General features: G+C 38.9%; 30 protein-coding genes. All 30 read left to right on the top strand.

Going from position 1 to position 26,549, the window contains the following annotated elements; all coding sequences use genetic code 11:
* A partial coding sequence (rfbB, locus tag TPRIMZ1_RS0115845) for a dTDP-glucose 4,6-dehydratase (protein WP_010262517.1) occupies positions 1-985 on the top strand: 985 nt, incomplete at its 5' end.
* Positions 986-1,034: 49 nt separating this feature from the next.
* Entirely contained in the window at positions 1,035-1,583 is a 549-nt protein-coding gene (abiEi, locus tag TPRIMZ1_RS0115840) for a type IV toxin-antitoxin system AbiEi family antitoxin (RefSeq protein ID WP_038079128.1), read from the top strand.
* Positions 1,570-2,430: a nucleotidyl transferase AbiEii/AbiGii toxin family protein gene (locus TPRIMZ1_RS0115835; RefSeq protein ID WP_010262511.1), complete on the top strand. Its 861-nt coding sequence runs from the start codon at positions 1,570-1,572 to the stop codon at positions 2,428-2,430. Before abiEi ends, TPRIMZ1_RS0115835 begins: the two co-directional genes overlap by 14 nt.
* Before the next feature lie 31 nt (positions 2,431-2,461).
* A complete protein-coding gene (locus tag TPRIMZ1_RS0115830; protein WP_010262506.1) occupies positions 2,462-4,291 on the top strand; it encodes an ABC transporter ATP-binding protein in 1,830 nt (609 codons plus the stop codon).
* 49 nt (positions 4,292-4,340) lie between these two features.
* Positions 4,341-4,892 carry an acyltransferase gene (locus TPRIMZ1_RS21030; protein ID WP_081503688.1) on the top strand — a complete coding sequence of 184 codons (552 nt, stop codon included), beginning with the start codon at positions 4,341-4,343 and terminating at the stop codon, positions 4,890-4,892.
* A 16-nt stretch (positions 4,893-4,908) separates the two neighbouring features.
* On the top strand, positions 4,909-6,042 hold the full coding sequence (gene rffA, locus TPRIMZ1_RS0115820; protein ID WP_010262500.1) for a dTDP-4-amino-4,6-dideoxygalactose transaminase: 1,134 nt from the start codon (positions 4,909-4,911) through the stop codon (positions 6,040-6,042).
* Positions 6,032-7,303, top strand: a complete 1,272-nt coding sequence (locus TPRIMZ1_RS0115815) for an ATP-grasp domain-containing protein (RefSeq protein ID WP_010262496.1) — start codon at positions 6,032-6,034, stop codon at positions 7,301-7,303. Before rffA ends, TPRIMZ1_RS0115815 begins: the two co-directional genes overlap by 11 nt.
* 23 nt (positions 7,304-7,326) lie before the next feature.
* Positions 7,327-8,436: an ABC transporter substrate-binding protein gene (locus TPRIMZ1_RS19360; protein WP_010262493.1), complete on the top strand. Its 1,110-nt coding sequence runs from the start codon at positions 7,327-7,329 to the stop codon at positions 8,434-8,436.
* A gap of 1 nt (position 8,437) precedes the next feature.
* Positions 8,438-9,466: an ABC transporter substrate-binding protein gene (locus tag TPRIMZ1_RS0115805; protein WP_010262489.1), complete on the top strand. Its 1,029-nt coding sequence runs from the start codon at positions 8,438-8,440 to the stop codon at positions 9,464-9,466.
* Positions 9,463-10,245 (top strand): ABC transporter permease, encoded by a 783-nt coding sequence (locus TPRIMZ1_RS0115800; protein ID WP_010262486.1) that lies wholly within the window; start codon positions 9,463-9,465, stop codon positions 10,243-10,245. The genes TPRIMZ1_RS0115805 and TPRIMZ1_RS0115800 overlap by 4 nt, the downstream gene beginning before the upstream one ends.
* Positions 10,242-11,054: an ABC transporter ATP-binding protein gene (locus TPRIMZ1_RS0115795; RefSeq protein ID WP_010262483.1), complete on the top strand. Its 813-nt coding sequence runs from the start codon at positions 10,242-10,244 to the stop codon at positions 11,052-11,054. The genes TPRIMZ1_RS0115800 and TPRIMZ1_RS0115795 overlap by 4 nt, the downstream gene beginning before the upstream one ends.
* Positions 11,051-11,767 (top strand): WbqC family protein, encoded by a 717-nt coding sequence (locus TPRIMZ1_RS0115790; protein ID WP_010262480.1) that lies wholly within the window; start codon positions 11,051-11,053, stop codon positions 11,765-11,767. The genes TPRIMZ1_RS0115795 and TPRIMZ1_RS0115790 overlap by 4 nt, the downstream gene beginning before the upstream one ends.
* A gap of 396 nt (positions 11,768-12,163) precedes the next feature.
* Positions 12,164-12,439, top strand: a complete 276-nt coding sequence (locus TPRIMZ1_RS0115780) for an EamA family transporter (RefSeq protein WP_232616852.1) — start codon at positions 12,164-12,166, stop codon at positions 12,437-12,439.
* 7 nt (positions 12,440-12,446) lie between these two features.
* Complete coding sequence (locus TPRIMZ1_RS0115775; protein ID WP_010262470.1) at positions 12,447-13,379, top strand: glycosyltransferase; 933 nt, start codon at positions 12,447-12,449, stop codon at positions 13,377-13,379.
* Positions 13,369-14,289, top strand: a complete 921-nt coding sequence (locus TPRIMZ1_RS0115770) for a DUF6044 family protein (protein WP_010262466.1) — start codon at positions 13,369-13,371, stop codon at positions 14,287-14,289. The genes TPRIMZ1_RS0115775 and TPRIMZ1_RS0115770 overlap by 11 nt, the downstream gene beginning before the upstream one ends.
* A gap of 11 nt (positions 14,290-14,300) precedes the next feature.
* A complete protein-coding gene (locus tag TPRIMZ1_RS0115765; RefSeq protein WP_010262462.1) occupies positions 14,301-15,176 on the top strand; it encodes a DUF6044 family protein in 876 nt (291 codons plus the stop codon).
* A gap of 318 nt (positions 15,177-15,494) precedes the next feature.
* Positions 15,495-16,262, top strand: coding sequence for a class I SAM-dependent methyltransferase (locus TPRIMZ1_RS0115760; protein WP_026043759.1), 768 nt, complete (start codon positions 15,495-15,497; stop codon positions 16,260-16,262).
* Between the two features lie 235 nt (positions 16,263-16,497).
* Positions 16,498-17,574 carry a sulfotransferase domain-containing protein gene (locus tag TPRIMZ1_RS0115755; protein WP_010262456.1) on the top strand — a complete coding sequence of 359 codons (1,077 nt, stop codon included), beginning with the start codon at positions 16,498-16,500 and terminating at the stop codon, positions 17,572-17,574.
* A gap of 4 nt (positions 17,575-17,578) precedes the next feature.
* Entirely contained in the window at positions 17,579-18,004 is a 426-nt protein-coding gene (locus TPRIMZ1_RS0115750; RefSeq protein WP_010262454.1) for an adenylyltransferase/cytidyltransferase family protein, read from the top strand.
* Complete coding sequence (locus TPRIMZ1_RS0115745) at positions 18,001-18,897, top strand: glycosyltransferase family 2 protein (protein ID WP_010262451.1); 897 nt, start codon at positions 18,001-18,003, stop codon at positions 18,895-18,897. The genes TPRIMZ1_RS0115750 and TPRIMZ1_RS0115745 overlap by 4 nt, the downstream gene beginning before the upstream one ends.
* Before the next feature lie 79 nt (positions 18,898-18,976).
* A complete protein-coding gene (locus tag TPRIMZ1_RS19355; RefSeq protein WP_010262448.1) occupies positions 18,977-19,972 on the top strand; it encodes a glycosyltransferase family 2 protein in 996 nt (331 codons plus the stop codon).
* Between the two features lie 8 nt (positions 19,973-19,980).
* Positions 19,981-20,862 carry a glycosyltransferase family 2 protein gene (locus TPRIMZ1_RS19350; protein WP_010262444.1) on the top strand — a complete coding sequence of 294 codons (882 nt, stop codon included), beginning with the start codon at positions 19,981-19,983 and terminating at the stop codon, positions 20,860-20,862.
* A 123-nt stretch (positions 20,863-20,985) separates the two neighbouring features.
* The gene (locus TPRIMZ1_RS0115730) at positions 20,986-21,981 is read left to right on the top strand and encodes a Stealth CR1 domain-containing protein (protein ID WP_010262442.1); all 996 of its coding nucleotides are present in this window, start codon (positions 20,986-20,988) and stop codon (positions 21,979-21,981) included.
* Positions 21,978-22,385 (top strand): glycerol-3-phosphate cytidylyltransferase, encoded by a 408-nt coding sequence (gene tagD / locus TPRIMZ1_RS0115725; protein WP_010262439.1) that lies wholly within the window; start codon positions 21,978-21,980, stop codon positions 22,383-22,385. The genes TPRIMZ1_RS0115730 and tagD overlap by 4 nt, the downstream gene beginning before the upstream one ends.
* Positions 22,372-22,860: a LicD family protein gene (locus TPRIMZ1_RS19910; RefSeq protein ID WP_051004336.1), complete on the top strand. Its 489-nt coding sequence runs from the start codon at positions 22,372-22,374 to the stop codon at positions 22,858-22,860. The genes tagD and TPRIMZ1_RS19910 overlap by 14 nt, the downstream gene beginning before the upstream one ends.
* Positions 22,861-22,874: 14 nt before the next feature.
* Positions 22,875-23,183 (top strand): LicD family protein, encoded by a 309-nt coding sequence (locus TPRIMZ1_RS21180; RefSeq protein WP_051004335.1) that lies wholly within the window; start codon positions 22,875-22,877, stop codon positions 23,181-23,183.
* A 44-nt stretch (positions 23,184-23,227) separates the two neighbouring features.
* Positions 23,228-24,358 carry a CDP-glycerol glycerophosphotransferase family protein gene (locus TPRIMZ1_RS0115715; RefSeq protein WP_198429947.1) on the top strand — a complete coding sequence of 377 codons (1,131 nt, stop codon included), beginning with the start codon at positions 23,228-23,230 and terminating at the stop codon, positions 24,356-24,358.
* An 8-nt stretch (positions 24,359-24,366) separates the two neighbouring features.
* Complete coding sequence (locus TPRIMZ1_RS0115710; RefSeq protein ID WP_010262432.1) at positions 24,367-25,734, top strand: sugar transferase; 1,368 nt, start codon at positions 24,367-24,369, stop codon at positions 25,732-25,734.
* 190 nt (positions 25,735-25,924) lie between these two features.
* Positions 25,925-26,146, top strand: coding sequence for a hypothetical protein (locus tag TPRIMZ1_RS0115705; protein ID WP_026043758.1), 222 nt, complete (start codon positions 25,925-25,927; stop codon positions 26,144-26,146).
* Entirely contained in the window at positions 26,143-26,382 is a 240-nt protein-coding gene (locus TPRIMZ1_RS0115700; protein ID WP_010262427.1) for a hypothetical protein, read from the top strand. The genes TPRIMZ1_RS0115705 and TPRIMZ1_RS0115700 overlap by 4 nt, the downstream gene beginning before the upstream one ends.
* Positions 26,383-26,549 lie beyond the last annotated feature (167 nt).

Genomic DNA, 26,549 nt, shown 5'->3' with positions numbered 1-26,549 from the left:
TATCAACCTGGACGCCTTAACCTATGCGGGAAACGCCGCAAGCCTTGCAGACATTGAACGGCAGTTCGGTGGCAGTAGATATCTTTTTGAACACGGTGATATCGGTGACCGTGCTTTGGTAGCATCGCTGTTTGTGAAATACGAAATTGATACGGTGGTGCATTTTGCCGCGGAAAGCCATGTAGACCGTTCCATCCTGGGCCCCGAGACCTTTGTGAAAACCAATGTGATGGGAACCTTCACCCTGCTGGATGCTGCGCGCGCCGCCTGGAAAACCGCCGATGGCGCCCTGCGGCAGGATGTACTGTTTCATCATATCAGTACGGACGAAGTGTACGGGTCCCTGGGGGAAACGGGGTATTTTATCGAGACGACCCCCTACGACCCCCGCTCCCCCTATTCGGCGAGCAAGGCGTCGAGTGACCACTTGGCCATGGCCTATGCCCACACCTACGGGCTGCCGGTAACCCTGTCCAACTGTTCGAACAACTACGGTCCCTACCAGTTTCCGGAGAAGCTTATCCCCCTGATGATATTGAACATGCTGGAGGGGAAGCCCCTGCCGGTGTACGGGGACGGGAAGAACATCCGGGACTGGGTGTATGTGGAGGACCACAACAATGCGGTGTGGTCCATCATGCAGAAGAGCGGGGTTGGGGAGAAGTGGAACATAGGCGGGGAGAATGAGTGGGAGAACATCACGCTCCTACAGTCGCTGATAGACATCGTGTCGGAAAAAGCGAAGCTGGACCCGGCGAAGGTACGGGGTACCATCACGTATGTAACAGACCGGCCGGGACATGACCGGCGGTACGCGATAGACTGTGGCAAGCTGAAGCGGGAGCTGGGCTGGAAGCAGGGGGTGAGTTTTGCCGAAGGGCTGGAACGAACCGTGGACTGGTACCTGGGGAATACCGCGTGGGTAGAGGGTATCAGGAGCGGGGAGTACCAGAACTGGATTAAGCAGAACTATGGGACGCGGTAGAATTGGTTGACAAAACATAACACAATATGTTATGTTTTGTCAACCAATTATGCAGTCCATACAACGATTAAAAAGTACCTTGGAATCTCTGGCAAGTGCGGAGCATTATCTTTTTTCTGCCAGTGATTTTTATCAGATTTTTCCTGAAATGACCGCCCCGGCTCTGCGGGTGTTGCTGGGAAGAGCGGCGAAATCGGGTGTGCTGATACGGATTTGCCGGGGGATGTACCTGTATCCAAAGGCAGGATACCCAAAGGGCTGCGAGCTGTATCATACCGCTTCGCGGCTGCGGGAAGAGAGCTTTTGTTATCTAAGCCTGGAAAGCGCCCTTAGCGAAGAAGGGATGATATCCCAAATACCCTTAGGGTGGATAAGTCTGGTAACCGGCGGACGTTCCGGCATTATTGCCTGCGGCAAATGGGGTTCCATAGAATTTGTTCACACAAAAAAACATTTTGATGATATAAGCGCCCTGCTTATCTATGACCGGAGGTATAGATTATGGCGGGCGTCGGCGCAGCTTGCGTTACAGGATATGCGGGCGGCAAAACGATCCATGGAACTGATTAATCGGGATGCGGTCCGTGAATTTATTTGATCGGACCGTTGAAATTGCGTTGGAAGCGGATGGAACCTATGCTACCCTTCGTCCGGTTGTGGAAAAAGAAATACTGCATCACGATATATTACGGGAGATGAATAAAGCCGGCTACCTTCGGGACCTGACCTTTATCGGCGGAACCTGCCTTCGGAATTGTTACGGCTCCGAACGGTTGAGCGAAGATCTTGATTTTACCGGCGGATTTAACTTTAAAAAAGAGGACTTAACCAGCCTTGGGCAGGTATTAAAGGACGGGTTACAAAAAAAATATGAATTGCCGGTGTCAGTTTCCGAGCCTACAAAGGAGCAGGGAAATACCGATACCTGGAAGATAAAGATACTTACCCGCCCCGAGCGCCCGGATTTTCCGGCACAACGAATCAATATTGATATCTGTATACTTCCAAGTTATGATCGTAAACCGGCGCTATTAAAGAATTATTACGGCATAGAACTGGGAACATCGGGGATGATTCTGTATGCAGAAAGTCTTCCGGAAATACTGACCGATAAAATAATTGCCCTTGCCCTACGGCCCAATAGGGTAAAGAACCGCGATTTATGGGATATTTTTTGGCTGACAAGCCGTACTATTGCATGGTCCCATGATTTACTGGAAAAAAAGCTTGCCGATCGAAAAATCGATCCGGCATTGTTTCTCTCAAAATACCGGCAGCGGGTTGAAAAACTTGAAACCGGGCAAAGAGATTTTTTAGCGGAAATGCGCCGCTTCCTTGCCCCCACTGCGTTTAAAGACGATTTTACCGGGTCCCTCTGGTGGGAATATCTTTTGTCGTTGTTGCGGGACAATATTCTTGACCAATTTGATCAACGGCGGAATTAATCCGGACGGGCAGTAGGCGGAAAGTAACAGGATGGCAAAGCCGATAGTAAAGTTACTCGCCCTGTTTACCAAGCAGGAGCGGCGGCGGCTTGTTCCCATAACCTTTGCCATCCTGAGCGTTTCAGTACTGGAGATTGCGGGTGTCGGCTCCTTAGGGCCGTTTATGGCGGTGATCGCCGATCAGACCGTCATCCACCGCCAGCCCGTGCTGGCGTTTTTTTATCAGCTTTGGAATTTCCAAAGCGACCGGGCCTTTGTTATATTCCTGGGTATCGCTGTTTTTACCGTAATATTGGTCTCCACGGCTTTCAGGATGATCGTTTTGTACGGGATGTCCCGGTTTGTGGCGAACCGGCGGTATACCCTGGGGGTGCGGCTGTTCCGGCAGTATCTGTACCAGCCCTATCAGTTTTTTCTGCACCATAACAGCGGCGAGCTGTCAAAAAACCTCCTGGCCGAGGTAGACTCGGTTATCAACGGGGTTATGCGGCCCATCATCAATATTTTTATCCACGGGGCTTTATCTCTTGCCATTTTTATTCTCCTGGTGGTCATTAACCCGGTGGTGGCGGTCGCCAGTTTTGGTATATTCGGCTTGGCCTACGCGTTGCTTTACGGGGTGATACGGAAGCGGCTTTCCCGGCACGGCAAGGAAGTGCGGGAGGCAAACCGGCTGCGGTTTAAAACCGCCAACGAAGCCTTTGGGGGCATTAAGGATGTGAAGATCCTGGGGAAGGAACCCTTCTTCTCCTATGCGTACAGTGTTGCTGCAAAGCGGTATGCGTCGACCCAGGCGGCGAATCAGATATTGTCTACCATTCCGAGTCAGGCTATACAGTCGCTGGCAACGGGGTTTGCGATTGCGCTGGTTATTATACTCCTGATAGTACATGGCACCGTTGCGGAAGTATTGCCGCTTATAACGGTCTATGCCTATGCCATCATGCGGATGATGCCGAATTTGCGGGAAATATTTCACGATGCGGTGCAGATGCGTTACCACAGTTTTACGGTGGACGCCCTATTCCAGGATATGACGACCCTGCCGCAGCCGCCGCAGATGCCGGACAAGAAGGCGATGAAGGCAGCGCCTGAGGTGCTGCCCTTTGCCCGTGGGATAGTTTTACAGCAGCTTGAATATTCCTATCCCACATCCCGGGAGCCGGTGTTAAAGCAGCTTAATCTGAGTATTAACCGGAACAGTTCGGTTGCCTTTGTGGGCGCCACGGGCTGTGGTAAGACCACCCTGGTGGACGTTATCATGGGGCTTTTAAAGCCCACCGGCGGGGCGATTCTTGCTGATGAAACGCCGGTAACGTCTTTAACGGATGAGGACACCCGGAAGCGGGTCGCCGCTTGGCAGCGGAATTTTGGATATGTGCCCCAGCAGATATTCTTAAGCGACGATACGGTAGCGGCGAATATTGCCTTTGGTCTGCCGCAGGATATGCGGGAGAGTGCATCGATTGAACGGGCTGCCCGTGCGGCGAATCTGCATGAGTTTATAACCACGGAGCTGCCCGAGGGTTATGACACGGTGGTGGGGGAGCGTGGTATTAGGCTGTCCGGGGGACAGCGGCAGCGGGTGGGGATAGCCCGGGCTTTGTACCATGACCCGAATATCCTGGTGATGGACGAGGCTACCAGCGCCCTGGACTCGCTGACTGAGGACGCGGTCATGGAGGCTATACGTAACCTGACCCATACCAAGACGATACTACTGATAGCCCACCGGCTTACCACGGTGCAGGGATGCGATGTGATTTATCTGATGGAGAAAGGGCGGATTATAGCGCAGGGGAACTACGGGGAGTTGCTGGAGAATAGTCCGCAGTTCAGGGCGATGGCGAAGGTCAAGTAAGTTTTTACATAAGAATGAAGATTGTAAAAAAGGATCCGGAATACATTGTATGATAACTTGTTTGCCCCCCTCCCCAATACGGACTTCTGCTAAATTTATTTATTATTCTTATTTTCATACAATTAAATATGTTGTTTTACAAATATTGCCTCCATTTTTTAGATATTTGTCTTTTAAAGTGTTATTAGGCTCTTTAGGTAAAAATTGTTTAATTGATTATACTGTTGATTTTCGGGGAACAAAAAGGATATTTATAGGAAACCATGTTAGCATTAATCATGGCTGTAGATTTTTTTGTTCCCTGAGAGATAAAAATAATAGTATAAAACTTGAAAATCATATCGCTATTGGCCCACAGGTTACTTTTTTTGCCGCAGGGCATGATATTCGTTATTTAAATTTGCCAAATACTATGGGAAACATAACAGTGAAAGATAATGTTTGGATTGGTGGAAGAAGTATTATTTTACAGGGAGTAACAATTGGGGAGGGAAGCATTATTGCGGCAGGGTCTGTTGTAACTAAAGATGTTCCTCCCTGGACTGTAGTTGGTGGTTGTCCCGCCAAATTTATCAAGAAAAGGCTAATTCAAGTTATATAAGATTTGAAGGATCGCAATGATACCCTTTAACAGGCCTCCGTGTCTTGGAACAGAGCTAGAATATATCCGGCAAGTTCTTGAAAGCCGCAAGTTATGCGGTGACGGTCCTTTTACTAAAAATTGTCACCAGTGGTTTGAAGAAAATACCGATACCAGTCGCGCATTGTTGACTACTTCCTGCACCCACGCTCTTGAGATGGCTGCCATTCTTGTGGATATTAAACCGGGCGATGAAGTAATCATGCCGTCCTATACTTTTGTTTCTACTGCAAATGCCTTTGTATTACGGGGAGCAAAAATTGTTTTCGTTGATATCCGTCCGGATACCATGAACATTGATGAAAACCTGATAGAGGACGCTGTAACCAAAAGGACCAAGGCTATAGTGGTTGTCCATTATGCGGGGGTTGCCTGCGAAATGGATACTATCCTTGCGATTGCCCATACATATAAGCTCTTCGTCATTGAAGACGCAGCCCAGGGAATAGGGGCAAAATATAAGAGCAGGTCCCTTGGAACTGTTGGGAATATGGGATGCTATTCGTTTCATGAAACAAAAAATGTATCCTGTGGTGAAGGGGGCGCCCTTTTAATCCAGGACGAAGAGTTGGTTGAACGTGCGGAAATTCTCCGGGAGAAGGGCACCAACCGGAGTAAATTCTGGAGAGGTCAGGTTGATAAATACACTTGGCTGGATATCGGTTCTTCCTATTTACCCAGTGAGTTAAACGCGGCCTATCTTTATGCTCAATTGCAGAGTATTGATAAAATTAATGCTGACCGATTAAAGACCTGGAATCGGTATTATGAAGGTTTAAAACCATTAGCGGAAAAAGGACATATAGATTTGCCTCATATCCCGCAAGAGTGTGAACATAATACCCATATATTTTATATCAAGGTGAAGGATATAGAGGAAAGAAATAAACTAATAGATTATTTGAATGCGGCCAGTATTTTATCGGTTTTTCATTATATTCCGTTGCATACTTCTCCGGCGGGTAAGCAGTTTGGGCGTTTTCAGGGCATTGATCGATGGACAACGAAGGAAAGTGAACGGTTGTTACGGTTGCCGATGTATTATGGGATGGAAGAAATGGATAGGGAAACAATTTTGAATAATATAAAGGCATTTTTTTATGGAAAATAAATTGCAAGGGAAGAAACTTTTGGTATTAGGCGATAAACATATCACTTCATATGACATTGTTGCTTATGCTAGAAGCAAGGGGGTTTATACAATAGTAACAGACTATCTGCCCATAGATAAATCTCTGGCAAAACAAATTGCCGATGAATATTGGAATATTAGCACCGCAGAAGTTGATACGCTGGTCCAATTGGCAAAAGAGAATCATATTGATGGTGTATTCGCTGGAGTACCTGATTTTAACATATATAGAGCGATGGAAATATGTGAACGCTTGGGGCTTCCATTTTATGCAACACGAGAACAGTTGGAGATTACAACGGATAAGTCCTTGTTTAAAAAAACATGTAGAAAATATAACGTTCCTGTGGCCGAAGATTACTCCGATTATTACCCTGAGAATTGTGACAAAATTGCATACCCAGTAATTGTTAAACCAGAAGATAGTCACAGTGCCAGAGGGATTTCTATTTGCAATAACTATGAAGAATTAAAAATTGCTAGTGAATTTGCATTGAGTAATTCACAAAAAAAAGGAAATGTTGTTATTGAACAATTTATTAAGGGTGATCAGATAGCCGTTCGTTATTCAATTGCGGATGGAATTTATAAAATTTCCAGTGTTACAGATTTTTATCTTGATATTCCAAAAAATGGAGAACCACCAATTCCTTATCTCCTTTTCTGTCCATCAAAATATATTGATAGATATATTCGTGAATGCCATACTAACGTCTCCGAAATGTTTAAAGAATTAGGTGTGAAAAATGGTTTTTTTTGGTTTCAAATAATGGTAAATGATAGTGGATTTTATTTTGTTGATCCTGCTTATCGTTTTTCAGGAGGCGCTTCCTATAAATTTACAAAATCATTTAATGGTATTAGTCATTTGGAAATGATGGTCAACTACGCATTAACCGGAGAAATGGGAGATGATATTAAGTTGGAAAATCCGTATTTCAAAAAGATAGGTTATCAATTTAATATTATTTCAAGCGGAGGAGTGATAGATAAAATAATTGGGTATGAAGAAGCTAAAAAATATCCCTTTGTGATCGACAGTGACAAGCAATATGATATAGGCGATTGTATTCCTAAAAGAAGTGGTATACATTCGATTGTTTCACGTTTTTATTTAGCTGCGGATACGATAAAAGAAATGCAAAAAGCAATTCACGATATTCAGGGTACAATTAAGGTTCTTGATAAATATGGTAAAAATATACTTATAGAACCCTTTGATGTGAGCAAGTTGAAATAATAGTCTATTTTAAGGAGGAAGACGTGAAAAGAAAATTCGGAGTATTTTTGATATTAATAGTTTTTTTTGCCCTAGGTGGTTGTGGTGGTTCACGCATTACATCGGCTGTGACATCCGGGACACTGCGTATCGCTCGTGGAGTTGCTCTTAATTACGCTTCAATTTATGTTATGGAAAGGAAGGGGCTCTTAGAAAAGTATCTACCAGGTATACGTATAGATTGGATTGAACTAGGTAGTCCCAGTGCCATGAGTGAAGCATTCGCTGCTAATCGACTCGATATAAGTGTTATGGGTATACCACAAACAGCTATCGCTTGGGATAAGGGACTTAATATTGGTATACTTTCAGGGAACGTCAGCTCCCCATCAGAATTGATAGTAAGAGACTCGCGTATTAAAAGTCTCGCAGATTTTACCTCCTCCGACAAGATAGCCGTGAATGGGCTTGGAGCTAACTATCAGATTATGCTTTCCATAGCTAGCGAAAGAGAATTGGGCGATCCCCATGCATTGGATAACAACCTGGTGGTTATGGCCAATCCTGATGCTACAACGGCCCTTATTAAAGGTGGTGGAATTTCCGCTCATTTTGTGCCATTACCATATCTTGCACAGGAGAAAAACCTTGGATTCAAAACGATCTTAACAGGACCAGAAGCTTTTGGTGGTGATTACTCTGCGAGTGTTATTGTTGCATCCAAGACTCTCCATGATGAAAACCCAGCTATTATGGCTGGTTTTCTGGCTGCATTAAGTGAATCGATATCCTCTATTAATCAACGCCATTCTGATGTTCTATCCATTATCGCGGAGACAGAAAAGATTACAGTCGAAGAAGTTCGGCAGTATTTAGATTGGGATGGTATGAATTTTACAACCGTTGTTTACGGTTTGGATGTGTTTACTGACTATATGTTCAAGGAAAATTATATATCCAAAAAACCCACATTGGAAGACATCCTTTGGGAGCCCGCCTTAGCGGCCATCGGTAAACGTTCCGGGGAACCAGGGATTCTTGAGGTGGCCCAGAAGCGTGTTGCCCCCCCCCCCCCCCCCCCCCCCCAGATAGGAATACTAGGAAATAGTTTAGCTTCCCTGAATTCATCATGCAACATTGAGAAGACGGTGTAGCATGAAAAATATTAAACTCCAATCAAAACTTATTGTTTTGGGTTTAATTATTGGGTTAACCCTGACCGGATGCAGTGACGGTGTGCGTAATACGAAGAGTGTTATTACCAGTAAGTTGCGGATTGCAGTACAATATGGCATAGGGTATGCACCTATTTATGTTATGGAGCGGAAAGGTCTTTTGGAAAAGTATCTCCCTGGTATGGTAGTCGAAAAAATTGTTCTAGGTAATGCCGCAGCTATATCAGAGGCCCTTGCATCAAACCGGCTTGATATTGGTGCTATAGGCATACCACAGGTGCTCATTGCCTGGGATAAGGGCATTGAAATTGGTATTCTTGCAGGGTTCCCCATTACAGGGCTTTCGGAGTTACATAGTCGTGATTATATTAAAAGTCTTGCTGATTTTACTCCTACTGATAAGATAGCTGTGCCTGGGCTAACAAATAGTCATGGCCTTCTTTTTTTAATGGCTTGTGAAAAGGAACTGGGTAATGCCCACGCTCTGGATAATAATGTAGTATCTATGCCCCATCCCGATGCTGTCATGGCGTTGATGAGTGGTAGCATTTCCGCCCATTTTACATCGTCTGTTTATGGTAAACAGGAGGAAAAATCTGGGTTTGCGACTATTCTGAATACCCATGATATCGTGGGCGGAGATGTGACTGGTGCTGTTTTAGTTGCGACAAAAAAACTTCACGACACAAACCCCATAGCAATGGCAGGTATCTTGGCAGCTTTTAGTGAGGCAATAATCCTTATTCAACAGCATGATCCGGCGGTATTTTCTATTATTGCTGAAACAGAAAAAATGACTGAGAAAGAAGTACTGGAAAATCTGGAAGACTATTTAAATTTTACTACAACTATTTATGGACTTGAATTTTATAATGACTTCATGCTTAAAGAAGGTATGATCTCCAAAAAACCCGCATTGGAGGATATCCTTTGGGAGCCCGCCTTAGCTACCATTGGTAAACGGTCTGGAGAACCAGGGATTCTTGAGGAAGCACAAAAACGAAAATGAAATGGTTGATAAAAAATAAATATACTAAAACCATTTTATTTCTGTTGATCCTTCTGGTCACTTGGGAGATAGTCGTCCGGGCAAAAATATTTTCTCCGGTTATCTTTCCACCTCTTCATAACATTGCTAATTCTCTCGTCAAAGAGATAATAAATGGTGAAATGTTTATAAAAACAGGCTATACTTTATATCTGGTTTTGCTTGGGATTGGTGTTTCCATATTTATAGCGGCAATTTTGACGGTACTTTCGAGCCTGAACCAAACTGCGCGGGACATTATTGATTCCATCACAGCGTTGGTGAATCCCATCCCCAGCATTGCGCTCCTGCCGTTGGCAATCCTCTGGTTCGGCATTGGGGAAGCATCCATGATTTTTGTTATTATACATGCCGTGCTTTGGCCTATACTTTTGAACATAACGGCAGGCTTCCGTTCTGTCCCTCCTATTTTCACCGACATCGGACGGAATATTGGTCTTTCCAGCAGCCGTTTGGCCCTGGGCGTATTTCTGCCCGCTTCATTCCCCCATATCTTTGTCGGTCTTCGCACCGGCTGGGCTCGGGCATGGCGTGCTGCAATCAGTGCGGAAATGGTTTTTGGCGCAGTCGGTATTGTAGGCGGTCTAGGGTGGGATATTTATAAGAAGCGCAGTTTTTTGGATGTGCCAGGAATGTATGCAACCCTTGTGGTGATTATGTTGATAGGTCTCCTTATAGAGGAAGGCTTGTTTAAGGTACTGGAAACAAAAACAGTAAAAAAATGGGGGATGGTACAGTGAGTGCCCTGCTTGAAGTGCGGGATATATCTAAAAGGTTTATTTCCAGTGACCATGAATTGAATGTTTTAAAGGATCTATCCTTATCAATTGAAAAAGGTGAATTCGTTACTATTCTGGGGACATCAGGATGCGGAAAAACGACCCTGTTGCGTTGTATAGGCGGATTTGATGCGCTCGATAACGGAGAAGTGCTGTTGGATGGAAATCCGGTAACGGCGCCTACCCCGGCTATTACTATGGTGTTTCAAACCTTTGACCAGCTTTTCCCCTGGAAGACTGTTCACCAAAATTTATCCTGGCCGTTGAGGATAAAGAACCCTCATGAATCCAAGACCTCTGTTAAAGAGACGGTAAATAACTATCTGGAGCTGGTGAATTTGATCCGCTTTGCCAATTATTATCCCCATCAACTTTCAGGGGGCATGAAGCAGCGGGTCGCCATTGCGCGGGCTTTGTCGCTTGGATCGGAGGTAATCCTCATGGATGAGCCTTTTGCCAGCCTTGATGAAGAGGCCAGAACTACCCTGCAAATTGAAGTGCTCAGATTGTGGAAGAAGACAGGGGTAACCGTATTATTCGTTACTCACAATATCTGGGAAGCCATTATATTAGGGACCAGGATAATTGTTTTGTCCTCCCCTCCTGAGAACGTGAAGCTGGACATAACAAACCCGGTACAGCATTACGAAGGAGAAATTAGAACACCTTCTGATACAGGATTTGCCGAATCATGGAAAATGTTAAAAAAAGAATTGCAGCGGGAAGATGTGATAAAAATGGATATTTTAAGTGTTGAAACAAAAGCATGAAAAGGGTAGCTGTACTTCAATCAAATTATCTGCCCTGGAAAGGGTATTTTGATATCATCCATGATGTAGATATATTTATTTTTTATGATGATTTACAATATACAAAAAATGATTGGAGAAATCGTAATAAGGTTGTAACACCAAATGGCTTGAAATGGCTTACAATTCCTGTTGGCACAAACAAACATCGTCTTGTTATTGACGTGGTATTTACCGATGGAAAGTGGCAAAAGGATCATTTTAATAAAATATGTACCTGTTATGAAAAAGCGCCTTTTTTTAAAACCTATGAGAATTTTTTTAAGGAAATATATCTTGGGACAAGCTGGAAGTACCTTTATGAATTAAATCGTTATTTAATAAAGCAAATTGCGTGTGAATTTCTTGGAATAAAAACCAAATTTGCTGATAGCCGTGATTTTGAGGCACATGGAATTAAGCACGAGAAGTTATTAAATTTATTGATATCAGCTGATTGTACGACCTATGTTTCTGGGCCAGCTGCAAAGAATTATATTATCGAAGAAGACTACAAGAATGTAGGAATAGAAATAGTTTGGAAAGATTATTCAGGGTACCCTGAATATCCGCAGATAGGGAAGACATTTGAACCGTATGTATCAATTATCGATTTGCTTTTTAATGTTGGACCCGCAGCGCCATATTATATTTGGGGGTGGCGAAACAATAATACTGATGCCCATTCGATATGAATTATAAATCCTTACTAGTACTTCATGGAATGTATCTTTTTCATTCTCTTGGTGGAATATTTACTAAATTTGCATCAAAGCAGCCGTTTTTTTCTTTGCCCTTTTGCATATTTTATGGTGTAGTGTTATTAATTCTATTAATCTATGCAATCTTGTGGCAACGAATATTAAAAAACTTTGCGTTAACAGTAGCGTATTTAAATAAGGGTGTTACCATTATATGGAGTATAATGTGGGGAATATTGGTCTTTCATGAAAGAATAAAACTTGCGATGATAATCGGCTTATTATTTATTTTGTCAGGTATATTTATTATTGGTACTGGTAATAGTGAACATAAAATATAGTATACTCTACATATTAGGGGTATTTATAGCCGCGTATTCCCAAATACTTTTGAAAAAAAGTGCGGTGAATAATAAAAATACAGGCATCAGATTTTATTTAAATTTTTTTGTTCTATTTGCATATTTTTTATTTTTTGGTTGTACCCTGCTTTCAATAGTGGCATTGCGGGTTATTCCTTTGTCTTTAGGCGCATTTTATGGTGCCTTGGGGTATGTTTTTGTTCCTGTTTTAAGTTTTTTTCTTTTAAAAGAGTCATTAACAAAAAAACAGCTATTCGGTATAGGATTTATAATTACCGGTGTTATAATTACTTCGGTTTTTTAAGAGTGCCATGGAAATTATTTCTTTTATAATACCCTGTTACCGCTCAGAATTTACTATTGAACAGGTAGTGTCAGAAATTATCAGTCAATTTTCTGGTAAACAAGATTTTGATTATCAGATCATTTTGGTATGTGATGGATCGCCGGACAATACTTTTGGGGTCATCCGTGCCCTCTGTAAAAATGATGGGAAAATAATAGGTCTCAATCTCTCCCGTAATTTTGGTGGGGGATCAGCTAGAATGGCCGCATTGCCCTATGTGAAGGGTGCATATGTAGTCTATATGGACGATGATGGTCAGCATCCGGCGGAAGGTATTTTTCCTCTTATAGAAAAACTAAAAGAGGGATATGATATGGTTTATGCTCATTTCAAACATAAAAAGCATACACTTTTAAAACGTTTTGGCAGCTATGTAAATCGGGTGATGACTGAAATTCTTATTGGAAAACCCCGCCATATATTTATCTCTTCTTTTAATGCAAAGACTGCATTTGTGTCTCGGGAATTACAACGCTATAGCAGTCCGTCCCCGTATGGATTGGGATATTTGATGCAAATTACCCGGAATATCGCGAACGTAGAAATGGAGCACCGTACCCGCATCGCGGGGAAAAGTGGTTATACTTTTATAAAATCATTGCGCCTATGGATGAATGGGTTTGCGAGTTTTTCTGTTGTCCCCCTACGGATTTTTTCAATTTTTGGAAGCTTCTGTTCATTATTCGGTTTCATTTTTGGCATAGTTCTTATCATACAAAAGATATTGAATCCCCACATTGCCGCCGGTTATACCTCAACAATGGCATCATTATTTTTTATTGGTGGTGTACTTATGATGATGCTGGGGCTTCTTGGCGAATATGTGGGACGTATGTTTATGGTACTTAATAATCTGCCCCAGTATGTTGTTCGGGAAGTAATAAATAATGAAAATTAAAATAGCATTTTTTTTGATATTCCCACTCATTTTTATACTGCCGTTAATTATTTTTGGTGAAAATTCAATTATTACTGTCTTTGATAACCTTGATTCGAATATCCCTTTTAGCAAAATGATACGAGATAATCATTTGTTTTTCAAACTTGATGCCCCGACAAAAATTCTTGATGGGATGTCTTCTCAGTATTTAAGTCATAGTTTTTCATTTAAAGGCCTGACTTATTATCTTTTTGATACGTATGTCGCCTATGTAATCAATGCGTACCTGGGAACCGCATTAAGTCTTATATCAATGTATTTGCTTTTAAAAAGGCTTATTGGTATCCCAACCTCTTTATCTATACTTGTTTCTGCATGTTATTCAATTATACCGATTTTTCCTGGATGGAATATTGCAATCGGTGTTCTACCTTTAATAATACTGATCTTTCATTATTTTTCAAAGAACTATGAATTTTCATGGAAATCATTACTATTGTTATTCTTTCCTCTTTTTTCGTCATTTGTAGGTGTTGGCTGGTTTATTTTGGCTCTATGGTTTATGGCAACAATTATATTTTGTGTTAAAGATAAAAGAATAAACTTAAACTTACTTATAGGATTTATAGTACTCTGTATTGGATATATTTTGGTAGATTTTCGTCTTTTTTACCTTATGTTTGTTATAAAGGAACCTTTAAATCGTGTTGTTTGGGGCAATCGTTATCATACTGCCGATCTCATCCCCAGGTTTAAGATATTTATACGAAATATAAAAAGAATTTGTATTTCATCCGGTAACCCCATTGAGGCGCCTGCAATGCAACATGTTATTATTCTTCCAGTTGCCTTTTTGACAACATTAGTTTTTCTGGTTAAATATTTTGTTTCAATAAAAAAACGACCAAAAAAATTAATAACAAAATGAAATTAATTCGAATGGATAATAAAATAAAATTACTATTTGTTTTTGAAATATTTGTTTTTTTGATTGCTATTATTATTGCCTTATACCTTTCTGGTATCTTAAATGATTTCATTAAGAAGTTTGTACCCTTCTTAAGAGGATTCAATTTCAGCCGTGCGGTGATATTTAATCGTATTTTATGGTATACCATTTTTGCACTTTGTTTAAATATTATTTTAAAAGGAACTTTTTCGTATAAAAAAATCGGCAGAATACTTATTTCTATAATTATATTTCTACAGGTAATATATATTATAACATATCATATAAATTCAAGAACCATTTTCAATGATTCTGTGAAAACATGGTATAATGAAATAGTCCTAAAAAGGAATAACTCAGAGAAAATAAGATCGGAAGAAAAATATGATAAGTATATTTCATATAATGAATTTTTTTCGCCTTATTTATTCAACAGAATAAAAGAAGACATAGCATATACTGACGAAAAAGTTGTCGCATATGGTTATCACACTGGGGTACTTGTGTATAATGGATTTAATTGTATTGATGGTTATGTTGCCGCGTATCCTTTAAATTATTTTATAAAATTCAGTTTGTTAATTAAGCCAGAATTAGAACAGAATAAAAAGATAAATGATTATTTTATGAAAGCACCACGGCGGTTGTATTTGTATGGTTCTGAATTAAGTTTTGAAATAACTCGTAAAAAAGATTCGCCCCCTGCTGAACTACATATTGATATGGATATTTTTAAAAATGTTTTCGATGGGAAATATATTTTATCACGAGCTGAGATTTCTAATGCTGGTGAGCTTGGGTTGAACTTACTGAATATATATTATGATGACAAGAGTATTTATACAATTTATCTTTATGGTGTTTGAGACTCTTTAAATTCAAAATAGTATAGTGTTTTTATGAGGCAGTAAAAAATGACATTGCTGCCGTAGGTCAATTGGATTTTGAACCCTTGCCGAAAATTATATCGGTATTCTTGATTCTAGAATTATTGTAGATCATAATGATAACACACGTTCAAAGAATGTTTCAAAAAACAAGCGTGGGTTAAACATTGTAATCTATGACAGGGGTCCTCAATAGTGCAATAGATTCGGTCGTTTTTGATATTTATGCATCAAATGCAATGTTATCGTTAGTTTCTTTATTCCTATAAGGGAATGATAGGAAGGAGATGATGATTTATGTGTACTCCCCCATTCTTTTATAACTTAGGAAGTGTCAAAAAAAAAGTTAAGAAAATTTATACAAATATTATTTATTGTGGCAGAAATCGATATTGCCCTATATGTGGTAAACATTCACGCATATTTAGAGAATATGGAGTAATACCACGCAAAGATGCTCAATGTATATTTTGTGGTTCCCGTGAACGGCATCGGTTATTGTGGCTTTTTCTTCAAAGAAAGACCAATCTCTTTACTTCTGAATGTAAAAATAAGAAGATGCTTCATATAGCACCTGAGAAATATTTTAAGAATAAATTTAGGTTACTGCTAGGTGAAAACTATATAACCGCTGATTTATATAAGTCTAGCGCTATGGTTAAGATGGATATAACAAATATTGAATATCCTGAAAAATCTTTTGACATCATAGTTTGTAATCATGTGCTAGAACATGTTCTTGACGATATAAAGGCGATAAAAGAGTTTTTTCGGGTTCTTAAAGATGATGGTTGGGCTATTTTACTTGTTCCAATTACGAGTGAAAAGACGATAGAAGATCCCTTAATTGTATCACCACAAGAACGATTTAGAATTTTCGGTCAAAAAGATCATGTTAGGCGTTATGGTAAAGATTACATCGAACGGTTACGTTCTGCAGGGTTTCAAGTTGCCGTTACAAAGGCGAGCGAGATAGCTTCTGATAATGAAATAATTAAAATGGGATTAAGTGAATCGCCGGAAAGCGAATTTGAAGCAACCGAAATATATTGTTGTACCAAATAAATATATTGAAGGTATATTCAATATAACGGCTTGGATCGGCTTAAAGGATTTATGATACAATTTACAATAATAATTCCACATAAAATCATTCGCAACGCTGTTTGGATTCCATCCATCGCATTGAGAAAGAATTGCCTGAGTATTTATATCCCTTTGAAAATTATAAAGGTGTGAAAACACATCAAGGCAAAATATTTTTAGGAAAATCCCCGCTAAATAAAGGTTTATTATAATAGTGGATAAAACAATAGGTGTTTGTGGATTTATTTCGACCGGTTCAAGTGCGGTTAGTGATCTTTTAAAGGAATTTGATGAAAATATTGTATTGGATAAATTAGAATTTGAAATATCTTTTATTCCGGATGGTTTAGAGGATTTAGCCTATCATCTCCATGAAGGATCTTCAAAGATATTAAGCAGTTATATTGCAATAGAGCGATTTAAGAAATTATGTGATAGCGCACTTCTGAATAAACTTGAACGCAGTACAAACTATAAATTTAGGTCTTTGACTAAGAAATATCTCGAAGATATAATTCAATTAGAGTATTATGGAAAATTAGGAACAGATTATAAATATCCCTATTTGAGTAAAAATAGAGTAACAAGAAAGCTGACGAATTATTTGGTAAAGATGGTTGTAAAATTAGAAAAAAGATTCCATAAGCAAATTTATTTCTATCCTGCGCATAAAATATATTTTTCTTCTTTCCCGGAAAACTTTTATAATATTACGCGAAAGTACATAGATGAAATTTTAGTATCAATGGGAAAACGAGAAAATAAAAACATTGTACTCGATCAACCTTTCGCTGGCAATAATCCTGTGAAGAGTTTCAATTTTTTCAATAACCCAAAAGCGATAGTAGTAGATAGGGATCCCCGGGATCATTATTTGTTTTCAAAAGTATTTTTGCGGTCTAAAGGTATAAGTTATGTACCAACCAATAGGGTTGAAGATTATGTCATTTATTATAGAGAATCAAGGAAAGGGATGCCCTATTTGCAGCCGAATCAGGATATTTTGAATATTCGATTTGAAGATATGATATATGAATATGATAAAAGTATTCAGGAAATAATTAATTTCTTGGATTTAAAAAAGCATTCCAGGCCAAAAAGTATTTTTGATCCATTGCTCTCTATTAGTAATACCCAGATTTTTAAGGTTTATTCTGAATATAGAAATGATATTGAATATATCGAAAAAGAACTACCTGACTATTTATACCCTTTTGAAAATTATAAAGGTGTGAAAATTCATCAGGGTAAAATGTTTTCAGGAAAATCGCCATTAAATAAAAGTTTATAATAAAATGGATAAAATAATCGGATATACCAGTGGAGTATTTGATCTTTTTCATATAGGACATTTAAATATATTGAAAAGAGCGAAAGAACAGTGCGCTTATTTGATAGTTGCAGTAAGTACAGATGAATTGGTACAATCCTATAAAAATAAATTACCAGTTATTCCATTTAATGAACGGAAATCTATAGTTGAGTCGATAAAACATGTGGATAAAGTTGTTGCACAGGAAACAAGGAACAAAATAGAAGCATGGGTTAAATATAAATTTAATATAATGTTTGTTGGTGATGATTGGAAAGACAATGAATTATTTGTTGAAACAGAAAAAAGATTTAAGGAATTTGGTGTTAAAGTTATTTATTTACCATATACAAAAAATACATCATCAACGTTAATTAAAAAATATTTAGAAGATGAAACCCACGGATGATACAATTTTCGATAATCATTCCACACAAGAATACACCATTGTTATTGCGGCGTTGTCTTGATTCAATTCCCCGCAGGGAAGATATACAAATAATCGTGGTTGATGATAACAGCAGCCAGGATCAAGTCGATTTTGAACATTTTCCCGGATTAAATGATCCGTATGTTGAAATAGTCTTTACAAAAGAGGGGAAAGGCGCTGGGTATGCACGAAACATTGGCTTGAGTAAAGCAAAAGGGAAATGGCTTTTGTTTGCCGATGCAGATGATTTCTTTACCGAAAATGCGTTTGGCTATTTATTCGATTACATTGATTCTCCTCATGACATTGTTTTTTTTCAAGCGGTTAGTTGTCATTCTGAAACTTATGAACCTGCTAACAGAGCAAATCGTTATAATCGATTGGTGGATAATTTTCTAAAAAATGTCATAGATGCAGAAGATACACTTCGCTTCACATGGTGGGTCCCATGGGGTAAGATGATACGGGCGGAATTTATACAGAAGGAAAACATTCTTTTTGATGAAGTTATAGCAAGTAATGATGTAATGTTTTCAGCTATAACTGGTTTTTTTGCCAAGTCAATAGATGCGGTAGATTGTGTTATTTATTGTATAACATCAAGAATGGGTAGTCTTATAAAAACAAAAAGCGCGGAATACTTGACTAGCAGATATATTGTCCGTTTGTGGTATAATGCGTTTTTAAAGAAGATTAATAAAAAACATTTTCAATTTGCTAATATACGTTATTTGTATTTATCGTTAGTAAACTATGGTGCAAAATTGTTCTTTAATTTTTTTTATTTGGCTATAATATATCATGATAATCTATTTAGTGCAAAAAACAGGCTAATTTTGAAAAAAGCGTTTTTTGAAAAGACAAAGTCGTAAGTGCTATAACCCATGTTACAAGGATATTAAGTAATTATATTGTATTTGATAGTTGTAGTAAGCACAATGAAACTAAATAATGATACAATTTACAATACTAATACCACATAAAAACATTCCCCGTCTATTGCAGCGTTGTCTTGATTCAATTCCCCGCAGGGAAGATATACAAATAATTGTGATTGATGATAATAGCAGCCAGGATCAAGTCGATTTTGAACATTTTCCCGGATTAAATGATCCGTATGTTGAAATAGTCTTTACAAAAGAGGGGAAAGGCGCTGGGTATGCACGAAATATTGGCCTGAGTAAAGCAAAGGGTAAATGGCTTTTATTTGCCGATGCGGATGATTTCTATAATCCTTGTCTTGGAGATATATTATCAGAATATAAAGAAAATCCCGCTGATATCATTTATTTTAAAAATGATATAGTGAATACCATTACCTGTTCTTCTGTTAATTTTCAGAATAATTGGCGTAATAAACGAAATAATTATATTGACCTGTATAAGAGAAAACCAAGAAAAGCACAATTATTATTGAGATACCAGGCAGGTATGCCGTGGGGAAAAATAATAAAAAGGGAACTTGTAGAAAGGCATGAAATAAAATTTGATACGACAAGTGTTTGGAATGACGTCCGTTTTGGATATTTGACTGGTTTTTATGCATCGAATATAGCTGTAGATGAAAGGACAATTTATACGGTAACAATACGCGAGGGCAGTATCCAGAATAGTGAACTTAATATCGAAAAGAGGTTGGATTATATTTTTGTTGCCGGAAATTTAGGGATATTTTTAAAGGAACATCATATTCCAATTTTAATGACAAAGCATTTTGAGCAATTGCTCTGGATAAATATTCATAATAAGCCAGATTATTTTCGAGCAAAAAATGTTTTGTTTGATTTGGGTTATTGTAATGAAGAAATAATAGTACATTTACTAAAAATGAAAATAAAAGCAATGGAACGGAATATAAAAAAACGTCTTCTTTTTTATATTCCCCCGGTAATAATTAGTAATTACAGAAGATTCAAGCATATGCTCTTTGGATTATTGGCTTTATAGGTTTCAATATGCCCGGCATATCAATAATTATTCCTGTGTATAATATGGAGAAGTATTTACATAAATGTGTTGATAGTATTCTTGTACAAACATTTATGGATTTTGAGTGTATTCTTATTGATGATGGTTCTACCGATATTTGTCCTGAAATATGCGATGATTATGCCTTAAAAGATTGTCGTATAGTTATTATTCATCAGAAAAATGCGGGTGTTTCTGCGGCAAGAAATGCCGGATTAGAAATTGCTCGGGGAGAATGGATAGGATTTGTTGATAGTGACGATTGGTGTGATCCCGGTATGTTTGAATTTCTTATTAACAACGCTAGAGTGAATAATGCTGATATTTCTATTTGTGGTGCACGTAAAATCAATGAAAGTGGGAATGCATATTCGGTATTTAAAAAACATCCTGATCTTGTAATGAATAGTAATGAAGCCATCTTGAAAATGTTTTCCTTAACATATTTTGAAGGATATTCATGGAATAAACTTATTAATAGACGATGTTTTGAAAAAGATGAAAAAAAGATACGATTTGATGAATCCATAAAATATATGGAAGATAACCTTATTTTTTTTTATTTATTCAAAAATGCAAAAGTAATAATATATTCTTCAACACCATTTTATAATTATTTACATCGTGTTGATTCAGTGACAAAGACACCGCAAAAGAAGGGCATAACCGATGCTGCTTTGACCGTCTTTATAGCCTTTAAGAAAATGTTAGAGGAAGAAACCGATACTGGAGTAAGAAATAAATTAATGTCAGCTGAGGGTAATAAGGCAGTTTATTTTTGTTTGTATCATATAAAAAATGATATTACAGCATACGACGATAATTTTCAATTTTTGAAAAAAATAGTAAAAAAAACATTTGTTTTATAATAGCAGATAGATCTATTGCTATAAAAAGAAAAATATTTAGTTTTCTAATCTTTTTCCCGCCTATTATTTCGCAATACTATAAAATGAAGAGTTGCTTAAAAAGGTATAGAAGAAACTAAAGTCATGAATATAGATTTTGTAGTACCTTGGGTAGATGGATCTGATCCTGAATGGATAAATTTATTCAATAAATATTCTGAAAAAAAAATTATAAGCCCTAATAGCGCAATAGATACAAGCAAAAAACGATATACTGACAACGGCCTATTGCGTTATTGGTTTCGCGGTATTGAGGCAAATGCCCCATGGGTACGAAAGATATTTTTTATAACCAATGGGCAGAAACCTTCGTGGCTTAATACTAACCATGAAAAAATATGCTGGGTGAAGCATGAGGATTACATCCCCCAGGAATACCTTCCTGTTTTTAGTTCTCACCCAATTGAAATGCATTTACATCGTATAAAAGATCTTTCAAATACATTTGTTTACTTTAATGACGATACTTATTTAGTCAATCCAATAAAAGAATCCTTCTTTTTTAAACGCGGTTTGCCAACTGATTTTGCAATATTAAACACCTTAGCGCCGCGTTTTTGGGGGCATATTCTTATGAATAATATTATTGAAATCAACAGGCACTTTAATATGTATACGGTAATATGCAAGAATATAAGCAAATGGTTTAATATAAAATATGGAATAAATGGTATTCGAACTATGCTGCTGTTTCCCTGGAGAAAATTTAGTGGTTTTTTGGTTTCGCATTTACCGCAGGCGTATTTAAAAAAGACGTTTCTGGAAGTCTGGGAGTGCTGCGGCGAAACCCTGCGTAATACTTCAACCCATAGGTTTCGGAATATCGGCGATGTAAATCAATATATATTCCGTTATTGGCACCTTGTAAAAGGTGAATTTGCACCACACTCTCCGACCTATCGAAAGATGCATTCAGGAATTCAAAAAGAGGCCATAGGAAAAATACGGAAAGCGATTTTAAATACAACAATAAAAGAAATATGTCTTAATGACGGAGATGATTCGTATTTATATTATAACGAGATTCGGAATATTTTCGAACAGAAATTCCCGCAGAAATCAAGCTTTGAATTATCATGAAACGGATAATCACCTATGGGACTTTTGATCTTCTCCATTATGGGCACATCAATCTGTTAAAACGCGCCAAGTCGCTGGGCGATTATCTTATTGTGGCCTTATCCACCGATGAATTTAATCAATATGAAAAAAATAAACGGTGTTATTTCCCCTATGAAATTAGGAAGCAGTTTATAGAGTCCATACGGTATGTTGATCTGGTAATACCGGAAACCACATGGAAGCAAAAAGAAACAGATATAGCTGATTACAAGGTTGATGTTTTTGTTATGGGTGATGATTGGGATGGCAAATTTGATTATTTAAAGAACCTATGCGAAGTAGTCTATTTTGCAAGAACTCCGGAAATTTCGACTACCCAAATAAAAGAGGATGTGTATAGGTTAAAAAATGACTTTGCGTGACATCCAGCTTATTGAGCTTGCAATATTAAAACAAGTCTTAGCGATAATAAAAAGCAATAATTTAACTTATTTTCTGTTGGGTGGAACTTTGCTTGGCGCGGTACGGCACCAGGGATTTATACCCTGGGATGACGACATTGACATTGGCATGCCAAGGCCGGATTATGAAAAATTTATTGAGGTTGTCAATAAACTATTGCCCGGAAATTTACAATTAAAGCATTTTAAACTTGATGAAAAGTATAAAAAATATCCTATAAGGATTGAAGATATTCGATATCAGGTGCAACGGAATGACGCGATACAAAAAAGCATCTATAATGTTTGGATTGATATTTTCCCCCTTGATGGCATGCCCGGCAATCCTCTTGGGCGCTCAATCCATAAATTGAGGCTATTATTTAGAAGATTATTATTACAATATTCAAAATTTAACGATCAGGTTAATATTAAAAAAAAAGGAATTCTTTTATAGAATATGTGTTAATTATGATGGGATATCCGATTTCAAAAATAGTTAAAATTAACACACAAAAGCAATTAAATAAGATTGATGCGTTATTGAAAAAATATTCCTACAGTGAATCAAAATATGTAGTTAATTTTATGGGCGCGTATAAATTTAAAGAGATGTTTCCTAAGGACTATTATCTAGATTCTAAAACATATGAATTTGAAGACAGTGTTTTATGGGGTCCCCGGAATTATGATGCTGTTCTGACTCAGATATACGGGAATTATATGGCAGCGCCCCCTCTGAGCGAACGATTTAGCCATTCGATGGTTCTAGTGGAATAATATCCTATATGAGACTGTCAACCAATGGACGGCGGCTCCTTTTATTGATTACATCAGCTCCTTTCTTCTTAATTTCATTGTTTATAAAACGAAACGCCAATATAATATTCAGTGCGTTTCTCAATACAAGATTTAGTTCAAATTCAAAATATCTTTTTCTATGGTTTATTGAAAATATAAATGCGCGTAAATCATTCTTTGTCATTAATGACGATTGCTTGCGGGAAAAACTAAATTCCGATATAGGTAATTATTTTATTGAGACAAAAACGATAAAGGGGAAGGTGTTCGCATTACGAGCTTCAACTTGGTTTATTTCTTCGTTAGAAATGCCGGTTAATGGATTGTTTTTAAAATATAAAAGAACTATTATCCATTTAGGCCATGGGACGCCGCTAAAGAATATTGGATTATTGGAAAAGAATATTTCTTTGTTGAAAAAGATCTATTATGACATATTGCAAACAAATATTTCATATTCCATTGCCTCTTCTCCATTTTTTCAGGAGATAATTGCGAGTTTTCTTGGGATTCCAAGTAACCGTGTGTTGATTGCGGGTCAGGCAAGAAACGATCAATTATTAGTTCATTCAGAATCGCCTTTTCGAAATAATGAAAATATTGATGGATCTATAAACATCTTGTATGCGCCAACTTGGCGGCCATCAGGGAACATCGCATTATTCCCATTTGAAGATTTTTCAAGTCAGCTCTTATCAGAGTTCCTAATAGAAAAAAAAGTCAACATACATATAAGGGTCCACCCCTATGTGGAGGAGCAAATTGACAAAAGGCTTTTAGAGATTGGCCATGTCTTTCTTTTTCCTGAAGGCATGTATCCCGAGATAATGGATTCCCTGAATCAATTTGATATGTTAATAACTGATTATTCAAGCATTTATTTTGATTATCTGATCCTTAATCGCCCGATAATCTTTATCCCGTATGATTATGATAGATATAAGAAGGAAATAGGATTTACAGTACTGTACCATGATTTTACGCCGGGATATAAAGTGGCAACTCAGAAAGACCTTCTTAAAGCAATCGGCGGTTTGCTGCAAAATGATCCGCATACGTCTGAACGGGATCGGCTAAATAGCCTTTGTAATGTGTATCAAAAAGATAATTGCAAAGAGTTCGCAAGCCTTTTGTCTGAAATTGGTGTTTTGTAGACAACAATATGAAAATATCGCGGAAGAAACGGCAATTATTAATAGCGCTTATAGATATCATCCTGCTTATCGCAGCGATATATTTGGCTTTGCTGATACGGGACTGGAAAATACCCTCTTCCCACCGGTTCCAGCGTCACTTTGGTTATTTTATCCCGATTATTGCAGCCTGGGTTATCAGTCTGTATACCGCCGGGCTCTATTCACTAGAAGTGCCCTATACTGGATACCGGGCCTTATCTCGTATCGCCCTGTGCGCGCTTTTATGCCTCTTAATCGGTTTTGCATTCTTTTATCTGAATCTGCAGGCTCGGGTTGTGCCAAAAACAATTTTGGCAATTTATTCCACGGTTGCCTTTTTTCTTCTTGCAGTATGGCGCTGGATTTTCAACAAAGTTACGCTTACCTATTTTTCCAGCACTGACATTGCCTTTGCCGGCATAAATGATTCGGTAATTGATGTGCTGAACAATTCCCATAATTTTTCATACATGAGTTATACGGCGCGTTTTTTTTATGACGAAAATTACCCCGAAGACCGGTTCTGTAATGTTCCGGTTATACGGGACCCTGCAGTATTTGTCAGCAATATTAAGGAATATAAGATACAGACCGTGGTTATTCTTAATGAGAAGAATATATCATCGTCCATCCAAACTATCCTGTTTGATCTTTTGCAGCATCATATTACGTTTATCAGCCTGCCTGATTTTTATGAGTTGTATCTGCGGCGGATTCCGGTTGGCGCCATAAATGAGCTATGGTTTTTAAAAAGCATTGATTTTAACGCCAAGAATATATACCAATTTATTAAGCGGCTGGGTGATATTTTTTTAGCCCTTTGTCTGCTGACCGTTTCCCTGCCGTTCTGGCCATTCATTATGCTCATAATAAAACTTGAAAGCCCCGGTCCGGTATTTTTCAAGCAGACCCGTACGGGCTATTTGGGCAGGCAGTTTGGTATTGTGAAGTTCCGTACCATGAGCGTGGCCGATAACACCCACGAACCCACCAAGCGAAATGATTTGCGGGTAACCGTATTTGGCAGATTCCTGAGAAGAACGCGGATAGATGAAATCCCGCAGTTTTTCAACATATTAAAAGGTGAGATGAGCTTTATTGGCCCCCGCCCTGAGCGGCCGGAATTGATTGCGGAATTAGAGCAGGAAATACCGTTTTATCGCCAGCGTTTGTTGGTCAAACCGGGAGTGTCAGGGTGGGATCAGGTGTCCGGAGAATATCATTCGCCATCTAAAGGGGATACCTACAAAAAGCTGCAATACGACTTGTATTACATCAAAAATGTATCGTTCTTCCTGGATGTATCTATCTTCTTTAAAACATTGGTAATTGTGTGTGTCCAAGCGGGCGTATAAAGGGAAACTTGTCCCGGATCCTCCCCTATCAGATACTGTGTAATATTTAGATTATATTTTCGACGAGTTCCGCACTTATCCGTGATGCCTAAAAATAAAACCTAGCCGAAAAGCCGGATGCCTAAAAACTAAAAATCTAGCCCAAACTATAATTGCACCACCAAGAAGGTGGGGCTGGGTGAGGATAGATATGCATAGCAGACAAGAGGTGGTACGGGGAAGTTACCAGGAGTACCAGAAGGCAAGCAAGAAAGGGAAGAAGGAGTTGCTGGACCGGCTGATGGCCGTGACGGGGTTGAACCGGGACTACTTGGCGCATGCCCTGACCGGTGAAGCTGAAGGCCGCCGGAAAGAGGAAAACGCGGGAAGCGGGGAGGCCGACCGTCCGAGTATGGCACGGAGCCCTTTGTGAAGGCGCTGGCAGCCATCTGGGAGGATCACGGGTGGATGTGCGGGAAACTGCTGGCACCCCTGATCCGGTCAATGATTGAGTTTTTGGCGGCGTCGATAAAGCCGGACTACGGGATAAGCGAAGAGATTCGGGGGATGCTGTTGCGGGTAAGCCCGGCGGAAGTGGACATACTGCTGAAACCGGCGCGGAAGGCGCGGGAGATAAAGGGCATCAGCACGACTGAACAGCGGGCTTAACGAAGCGGTTGAACGGCTCTTGCACCTCAACCGGGGAAAAGTTTACGCTCAAGACGCCCCCTGTCAGGAGGCTGGTCAGGCCGGTGTGGTCTGATTTCGGCTAGGTTTTAGTTCCTGGGCAATCAGCCCTTTTCGGCTAGAAAATTTTTTAGGCAATGCGTTATCTT

It is taken from the genome of Treponema primitia ZAS-1 (assembly GCF_000297095.1).
Taxonomy (GTDB): domain Bacteria; phylum Spirochaetota; class Spirochaetia; order Treponematales; family Breznakiellaceae; genus Termitinema; species Termitinema primitia_A.
Note: the sequence above shows the minus strand (reverse complement) of the source record. Positions and strands in the feature narration are given on the sequence as shown.